This window comes from Streptomyces sp. SID9727, from assembly GCF_010550605.1.
In the GTDB taxonomy this organism is placed as follows: Bacteria; Actinomycetota; Actinomycetes; order Streptomycetales; family Streptomycetaceae; genus Streptomyces.
Map to the genome: position 1 here is coordinate 20,576 of NZ_JAAGNI010000155.1, position 8,090 is coordinate 28,665.

The window sequence follows — 8,090 nt, forward strand, 5'->3', positions numbered from 1 at the left end:
CCGCATAACCTGGAGACATGGACGTGAACGCGGCGGTCGCCGCAGCTGCCGCGATCGCCGGTGTCGGTACCGGCGTGATCGCCATGCTGGCGTTCCGCTGGAGCGAGCGCGACCAGAAGAAGCCGACGCGCACCTCCCTGCGGCCCGACAGCGGCGCCCCGCTGCCCCCGGGCGTCGACACGGTCCTGTCCGTGCTCAGCTCCTCCGCCGTGGTGCTGGACGAGAGCGACAGCGTCGTGAAGGCCAGCTCCGCCGCGTACGCGCTGGGGCTGGTCCGCGGCGGCCGACTCGCCGTCGAGGCGATGCTCAACATGGCGCGGGACACCCGCCGCGACGGCGAGATACGCCAGGTCGAACTGGACCTCCCGCGCCGCGGCACGGGCCGGGGGGAGGCCCTGGCGGTCTCCGCGCGGGTCGCCCCGCTCGGCTCCCGGCTGGTGCTGCTGCTCGTGGAGGACCTCACCGAGGCCCGCCGCATCGAGGCGGTCCGGCGCGACTTCGTCGCCAACGTCAGCCACGAGCTCAAGACCCCGACCGGCGCCCTGTCCCTGCTCTCGGAGGCCGTGCTCGACGCCTCCGACGACCAGGAGGCCGTCGAGCACTTCGCCCGCCGCATGCAGATCGAGGCGACCCGGCTCACCAACCTGGTCCAGGAGCTGATCGACCTCTCCCGGGTGCAGAACGACGACCCGCTGGAGGACGCCGAGCCGGTCCGCGTGGACGAGCTGGTCGCCGAGGCCATCGACCGCTGCCGCCAGCAGGCCGGCTCCAAGCAGATCACCATGGCCGCCGGCGGCACCGCCGACCTGCGGATATGGGGGAACCGCGGCCAGCTCGCCGCGGCGCTCGGAAACCTGGTCGAGAACGCCGTCAACTACAGCCCCGCCCGCACCCGCGTCGGGATCGCCGCCCGCCGCGTGGTCGTGCCCGGCGGGGACGAGATCGAGATCGCCGTGACCGATCAGGGCATCGGCATCTCCGAGAAGGACCGGGAGCGGGTCTTCGAACGCTTCTACCGCGTCGACCCGGCCCGCTCACGCGCCACCGGTGGTACGGGCCTCGGCCTGGCCATCGTCAAACACGTGGCCGCCTCGCACGGCGGGGAGGTCACCGTGTGGAGCTCGGAGGGACAGGGCTCCACCTTCACCCTGCGGCTGCCCGAAGCGGGCTCCGTACGCGGCCGGGACCGTGCGTCCGGCGGCCCGCTCATCGTCAACGGCGACGAGGCGTCCCACCCGGACGCCGCCCCCGACTCCTTCGATTCATTCCCTTCCCCGGAGGCCCTTCCGTGACCCGAGTGCTTGTCGTCGAGGATGAGGAATCCTTCAGCGACGTCCTGTCCTACATGCTCCGCAAGGAAGGCTTCGAGGTCGCCATCGCGGCCACCGGACCCGACGGCCTGGACGAGTTCGAGCGCAACGGCGCCGACCTCGTGCTGCTCGACCTGATGCTGCCCGGACTCCCCGGCACCGAGGTCTGCCGCCAGCTGCGCAGCCGCTCCAACGTGCCCGTGATCATGGTGACCGCCAAGGACAGCGAGATCGACAAGGTCGTCGGCCTGGAGATAGGGGCCGACGACTACGTCACCAAGCCCTTCTCCTCCCGGGAGCTCGTCGCCCGCATCCGGGCCGTGCTGCGCCGGCGCGGGGAGCCCGAGGAGGTCGCCCCCGCCGCCCTGGAGGCCGGACCGGTCCGCATGGACGTCGACCGGCACGTCGTCACGGTCTCCGGCGGCAAGGTCGACCTGCCGCTGAAGGAGTTCGACCTGCTGGAGATGCTGCTGCGCAACGCGGGCCGGGTGCTGACCCGGATGCAGCTCATCGACCGGGTGTGGGGCGCTGACTACGTGGGCGACACCAAGACCCTCGACGTCCACGTGAAGCGGCTGCGCGCCAAGATCGAGCCGGACCCGGGCGCGCCCAGGTTCCTGGTGACGGTGCGGGGTCTCGGGTACAAGTTCGAGCCGTAGGCCGGCCCGTACGCATGACATGGCCGAGGCGCCTCCCCCCGGTGGGGAAGGCGCCTCGGCCATGTGCGGTGCGGGGGTGCGGCTCAGCCGGGCTGGCCGGACTCGGAGGCCGAGGCCCCGGCCTCGCCGGACGGGCTCTCGGACGCGTCCGGCGACGCGGACCCGGTCGGGGAACCGGACGGCGAGGCGTCCGGCGTCTTCGACGGCTCGGGCAGGGCGCTGGGGCCGAAGCCCTTGAAGTAGTGGGTCGCCGGGACGACGGAGGCGCCCAGCGAGATGTCACCGGAGCGGCTGAGCTTGAAGACCAGCGGCTGCACGTCGCCGTTCTCCGTGGCCTCGTCGCCGTTCTCGATCACGGCGGAGGCGTTGCCCCGACCGCCCAGGATCACCCGGCCGCCGGCCGGGACGACGACCGGACCCGAGCCCTCGGCGGGGTGCAGCTGCACGGTGCCGCTGCCGCCCTTGAGGGTGATGGAGTCCAGGGTCTCCGGCTTGGAGCCGCTGTTGAACAGCGTGGCGGTGACGACCGCCGGGCCCTTGGCCTCGCGCTCGGGCTGGGTGATGACGTTGACGTTCTGGATCTTGATGTCGCCGGACCGGGTGGAGGCGTTGTCCGGGCGGACTTCGAGCGTCTGCGCGTTGTTGCCCGCACCGCATGCGGTGAGCGCGGTGATCGAGAACGCGATGGCAGTGGCGGCGAGGGCGCCGTGTCGAAGGCTGCGGCTCACGGCGGCGGCAACTCCTTGAACGTGAGGACGGTGCGGACGGGTCGGGCGCCTGGGGTAAAGCCGCCCTAAGGGTCTGTCAGCCGTCAGGTTACCGAGCCCTACTCGCCGCCCCGCACCCGACCCGCCCCTGACGGGCCCGTGATCGCGGGGCTCGGACACGTACGGACATTCGCTGTCTCTTCACATAACGCGCTTGATCAAATTCCGGCCACCCGTTCGGCCGACGCTTCGTGGCTGTTCACGGACGGTGGCGCATTCATTGCGCATAATCCCCGTCGGCGGCGTACGTTGATCAATTTCATTGGCCACCGGTACTTACGTCCGAACGAGTGATCCAGCATCGAACGTGCTACGGAAAGTTCAGCAAGCGGAAACCGACAAAACGGGACGTTTGGCGCCTTCGGAGCCGGGTGGAGTGTGTGTAACGTCCGCGTTTCCCTGTCGCCGGACAGCCGCTCCGACCTGCGAATACCGTCTTCAGCGGGCCCTCCGCAGCACGTTCCCGTCTCTCTTGTCAAGCCCCGAGATATGCCCTGACCTGCGAAAACGTCATTCAGGAGTAGCGATTCTCGTGTTACGCTTGATAGCCACGGAAGGGGTACCTGTCACATGACGTTCAAGGTTGGCGACACCGTGGTCTATCCCCATCACGGGGCCGCGCTGATCGAGGCTATCGAAACTCGCCAGATCAAAGGCGTGGACAAGACCTACTTGGTGCTCAAGGTCGCTCAGGGCGACTTGACGGTGCGTGTGCCGGCGGACAATGCGGAGTTCGTGGGCGTGCGCGACGTAGTCGGGCAGGAAGGGCTGGATCGCGTCTTCGAGGTGCTGCGCGCACCGTATGCCGAGGAGCCGACGAACTGGTCCCGGCGCTACAAGGCAAATCTCGAGAAGCTCGCGTCCGGCGATGTCATCAAGGTCGCCGAGGTCGTGCGCGACCTGTGGCGTCGCGAGCGTGAGCGCGGACTTTCCGCAGGTGAGAAGCGCATGCTCGCCAAGGCGCGCCAGATTCTGGTGAGCGAGCTCGCTCTCGCGGAGAACACCAACGAGGACAAGGCCGAGGCTCTCCTCGACGAGGTCCTCGCATCCTGAACCGGATGGCGCCGGTCATGACGACCGGATCGCACCGGCCGTAGATAATGTGCCGCGGTGCCCGCTGACCAGCCGTATTCACGCTGTGTCGTCGGGCGCTGCGGCATGTCCGGACCGTGCGTCCAACGGCGGTTTTCGGCCACTTGCCGACGATCCCCCGGTACACGTCCTTGGTACGTTGCTCGCGATCCTGCTCAATCCGGCGTGCGAGACCGACCCCGAACGGCCGCGGCGGTGTCCCGGCTCGCCCGGGGTCACGGAAAGGGTCCCGGTCGAGTCATGGCGCAGCGCCCGGCTCGCTTGTGGCCATACCCACGTCGGCTGTGGACACAAACATGCCGAAGCCCCGGAGTGCAAGCGATGTCTGAACAACCGCGTCCTTACCGCACGGCCGCCGTGATCCCCGCGGCCGGCCGCGGCGTACGGCTGGGCCCGGGCGCCCCCAAGGCGCTCCGCGCGCTCGGCGGCACCCCCATGCTCGTGCACGCCGTACGCGCCATGGCGGCCTCCCGGCACGTGTCCCTGGTCGTCGTCGTCGCACCGCCCGAGGGCGCCACCGAGGTCCGCAACCTCCTGGACGAGTACGCCCTGCCGGAACGCACCGACTTCCTCGTCGTGCCCGGTGCCGACACCCGCCAGGAATCCGTGAAGCGCGGCCTCGACGCGCTCCCCGACACCATCTCCGCCGTCCTGGTGCACGACGCGGCCCGGCCCCTCGTGCCCGTGGACACCGTCGACGCCGTCGTCGAGGCCGTACGCGACGGCGCCCCCGCCGTCGTTCCCGCCCTGCCGCTCGCCGACACCGTCAAGGAGGTCGAGCCCGGGGCCCCCGGCGCGCCCGAGCCGGTGCTGTCCACCCCGGCCCGGGCCCGGCTCAGGGCCGTACAGACCCCGCAGGGCTTCGACCGGGCCACCCTGCTCCGCGCCCACGAGCAGGTCGCCGTCAGCGGCGAGGGCGCGACCGACGACGCCGGCATGGTCGAACAGCTCGGCGCCCCCGTCGTCGTCGTCCCCGGACACGAAGAGGCGTTCAAGGTCACCCGCCCCCTGGACCTGGTCCTGGCCGAGGCGGTTCTCGCACGCAGGAGGGCCAACGATGGCTTCTGAGACCCCCCGGCCCGACCGGGCCCCCGCGCCGGTGATCCCGCTCGTCGGCATCGGCACCGACATCCACGCCTTCGAAGAGGGCCGCGAGCTGTGGTGCGCCGGGCTGCGCTGGGACGGCGAGGGCCCCGGCCTGGCCGGCCACTCCGACGCGGACGTCGTCGCCCATGCCGCGTGCAACGCGCTCTTCTCCGCCGCCGGCCTCGGCGACCTCGGGCAGCACTTCGGCACCGGGCGCCCCGAGTGGTCCGGCGCCTCCGGGGTCACCCTGCTCACCGAGGCCGCCCGCATCGTCCGCGCCGCCGGGTTCGAGATCGGCAACGTGGCCGTCCAGGTCGTCGGCGTACGCCCGAAGATCGGCAAACGGCGGGAGGAGGCGCAGCGGGTCCTGTCCGACGCCGTCGGCGCCCCGGTCTCGCTGTCCGCGGCGACCTCCGACGGGCTCGGCTTCACCGGGCGCGGCGAGGGCATCGCCGGCCTCGCGACCGCCCTCGTCCACCGCACCGGCTGACGCGGCCGTCCCACGGTCGCGGCTGTCCCTGCCCCCCGTCCTTGTTGCACATCGTTCGCACGTACGCTGGTCCGGCAAGGACGCGGTGGCGAGGATCGGTGGGGCTGCGGGATGACGACTGCCACGGGGGCGACGACGCCGGGGGCGGATGCCGGGGAGTACGTCCTGCGCGCTGCCGGCCCTGAGGACGTCGGCGGGGCGCGGGCTGTGATGCTCGACACCGTCTACCGCGATCTGCGTTCCGGTTACGTGCCGCGCTGGCACGCCGACATCATCGATCCCGAGGCCGCTTACCTGCGTCCGGCCCGCTGCACGCTGCTGGTGGCCGAGTACGCGGGTGAGATCGTGGCCACCGGCGCTGTGCGCGACCGGGGTCCGCAGGCGCCGCCCAATCCGCAGTGGGTCGCCGACCGCTTCCCGTCCGGCAGCACGGCGCAGCTGTGCCGGATCTACGTGCGGCCGGAGCACCGCAGGCACGGCCTCGCCCGTCGGCTGGTGCGCGAGCTGTGCGCCTTCGTGGTGCGGGCCGGCGGTTACGAGGCGGTCTATCTGCACACCGATCCGGCCGTGCCGGGCGCCGAACCGTTCTGGCGGTCCCTCGCGCGGGAGGTGTGCGACGAGCGCGTGCTGCCGGGCGGCGGCCAGGGCATCGTCCACTTCGAACTGCCGCTGCCGGAAGCCGGGACCCCGCCGGAGCTGTGAGCGGTCCGCCCGCACGGCTAGATGACAATGATTTTCATATAAGGTTGCCGCCATGTCCACCCCCCGCCGTCGTCGCTCCGCGCTGCCGCTGACCCTGTCCGCGACCGCCCTCCTCGTCCCGCTCGCCACCGCCTGCTCGGGCGGTGCCTCCGACACCTCCGGCGCGGCCGGCGGCGGCCACCGCCTCCGGGTCGTCATGGCCTTCCCGCCGGCCCAGGCCATGTCCCCCTACGGAGACGACGCCGTCACCCTGAGCCGTCTCTCGGTCATCGAGGGCCTCACCTCCCTGGACGGCGAGGGCGCGGCCGCGCCCTCGCTCGCCACCTCCTGGAAGCGCGACACACCCACGGCCTGGACCTTCACCCTGCGCAAGGCGGCCTTTCAGGACGGCACCGCCGTGGACGCGGCCTCGGTCGCCCGCTCGCTGAACGCCGCCGACAAGGCGTCGCCCGGCCCCCGCGTCCTGTCCGACACCGGCATCACCGCCACGGCACGGGACGCCGACACCGTACGGATCGTCACCGACGAAGCCGACCCGCTGCTGCCCCAGCGCCTCGCCAACCCCTCCCTCGCCATCCTGTCCGGGGCCGCCTACGACCGCGGCAAGGTGGACCCGGCCGGACATGCCACCGGGCCCTTCACCCTGACCTCCGTCAAGGGCGCCGTCAGCGCCACCCTCGAACGCAACGACACCTACTGGGGCGGCAAGGCCAAGGCCCCCGGCGCCGACGTCACCTTCGTCGCCGACGGCACCGCCCGCGCCAACGCCCTGCGCACCGGGGCCGTCGACGTAGCCGAGTACATACCGGTCTCCCAGGTGTCCCTGCTCGGCGACGGGCTCGCCCACGCGTTCTCCTCCGCCCGCACCAACGGCCTCTCCCTCAACACCCGGCGCGGGGTCTTCGCCGACCCGGCGATGCGCGCCGCCGCCCGCGAGGCCATCGACTCCCCGGCCCTCGTCAAGGCCGTCTACGAAGGCCGCGCCGACGCCGGGCAGGGACTCCTCGGCCCCGGCGTCCCCTGGGCCGGCACCGTTCGTACGCCTCCCACCGGACGGGCGGAGGCCGCCGACAGGGCGAAGGTCGCCAGGACGGGCGAGATCGTCCTCGCCACCTACACCAACCGGCCCGAACTCCCCGAGGCCGCCACCGTCGTCCAGGAACAGCTCCGGAAGCGGGGCTTCACCGTCAAGCAGGTCGTCCGCGACTACGCGCAGATGGAGGCCGACGCCCTCGCCGGCCGGTACGACGCCTTCATCCAGGCCCGCAACACCCTCCTGGACACCGCCGACCCCGTCTCCTACCTGGCGTCCGACTTCACCTGCGACGGCGGCTTCAACATCTCCCAGCTCTGCGACGCGCGCGTGGACGCCGCCGTCGCCCGGGCCGCGTCCACCGCCGCGACCGACGCCCGGCACCGCGCCGTCGCGACCGCCGAAGCCCGCGTCCTGGGCAGCGACGCCCTCGTCCCACTGGTTCACGAACGCTTCGTCCAGGGATACGACGACTCCCGCGTCCGCGGCGTCGCACTCGACCCGCTGGAACGCACCCTCATCACCGCCGACACCCGCGTCGGGTGACCGGGGTGAAGCATCTCGCCGGACGGGCCGCCGCACTTCTCGCGGTCCTCGCCGTCATCGGGCTGCTGCCCCGCCTCACCCACACCGACCCCGCCCGCACCATCCTCCACGCCCGCTACGCCGACCGGCCCCCCACCGCCGAGACCCTCGACGCCATCCGGGCCGAGACCGGCCTCGACGGCAACCCCGTCCGCCTCCTCGGCGACTGGCTCACCGGCCTCCTCCACGGCGACCTCGGCACCTCCTGGGTCTCCGGGCAGCCCGTCACCCCCGACACCCTGTCCGCCCTCGGCGTCTCCCTCACCCTGATGGGCGTCTCGCTCACCGCCGCCCTCCTCACCGCGGGCGCCCTCACCACCCGCACCCTGCGCCGCGGCGCCCGGCACCGCACCGCCGCCGCCCGGG

General features: G+C 72.1%; 8 protein-coding genes and 1 pseudogene. 8 read left to right on the forward strand and 1 reads right to left on the reverse strand.

Annotated elements, in window-relative coordinates; translation table 11 throughout:
- The first annotated feature begins 17 nt into the window (after window positions 1-17).
- Both G3I41_RS10320 and G3I41_RS10325 read left to right on the forward strand, forming a co-directional pair.
- Complete coding sequence (locus G3I41_RS10320) at window positions 18-1,292, forward strand: ATP-binding protein (RefSeq protein ID WP_164399917.1); 1,275 nt, start codon at window positions 18-20, stop codon at window positions 1,290-1,292.
- Window positions 1,289-1,969 carry a response regulator transcription factor gene (locus G3I41_RS10325; protein WP_018519642.1) on the forward strand — a complete coding sequence of 227 codons (681 nt, stop codon included), beginning with the start codon at window positions 1,289-1,291 and terminating at the stop codon, window positions 1,967-1,969. The genes G3I41_RS10320 and G3I41_RS10325 overlap by 4 nt, the downstream gene beginning before the upstream one ends.
- Window positions 1,970-2,052: 83 nt before the next feature.
- Here the strand turns inward: G3I41_RS10325 and G3I41_RS10330 are convergent, their stop codons facing one another.
- Window positions 2,053-2,697 (reverse strand): copper chaperone PCu(A)C, encoded by a 645-nt coding sequence (locus G3I41_RS10330; protein WP_164399918.1) that lies wholly within the window; start codon window positions 2,695-2,697, stop codon window positions 2,053-2,055.
- Window positions 2,698-3,306: 609 nt separating this feature from the next.
- Between G3I41_RS10330 and G3I41_RS10335 the strand changes: the two genes are divergently transcribed.
- The 6 genes and pseudogenes from G3I41_RS10335 to G3I41_RS10360 form a co-directional block, all read left to right on the forward strand.
- Entirely contained in the window at window positions 3,307-3,789 is a 483-nt protein-coding gene (locus tag G3I41_RS10335) for a CarD family transcriptional regulator (protein ID WP_006380568.1), read from the forward strand.
- Window positions 3,790-4,149: 360 nt separating this feature from the next.
- Window positions 4,150-4,896, forward strand: coding sequence for a 2-C-methyl-D-erythritol 4-phosphate cytidylyltransferase (ispD, locus tag G3I41_RS10340; protein WP_164399919.1), 747 nt, complete (start codon window positions 4,150-4,152; stop codon window positions 4,894-4,896).
- Complete coding sequence (ispF, locus tag G3I41_RS10345) at window positions 4,886-5,404, forward strand: 2-C-methyl-D-erythritol 2,4-cyclodiphosphate synthase (protein WP_164399920.1); 519 nt, start codon at window positions 4,886-4,888, stop codon at window positions 5,402-5,404. The genes ispD and ispF overlap by 11 nt, the downstream gene beginning before the upstream one ends.
- Before the next feature lie 111 nt (window positions 5,405-5,515).
- Window positions 5,516-6,106, forward strand: coding sequence for a GNAT family N-acetyltransferase (locus G3I41_RS10350; RefSeq protein WP_164399921.1), 591 nt, complete (start codon window positions 5,516-5,518; stop codon window positions 6,104-6,106).
- Between the two features lie 52 nt (window positions 6,107-6,158).
- Window positions 6,159-7,685 carry an ABC transporter substrate-binding protein gene (locus tag G3I41_RS10355; protein WP_164399922.1) on the forward strand — a complete coding sequence of 509 codons (1,527 nt, stop codon included), beginning with the start codon at window positions 6,159-6,161 and terminating at the stop codon, window positions 7,683-7,685.
- Between the two features lie 5 nt (window positions 7,686-7,690).
- A pseudogene (locus G3I41_RS10360) lies at window positions 7,691-8,090 on the forward strand (ABC transporter permease); the annotation flags it as partial.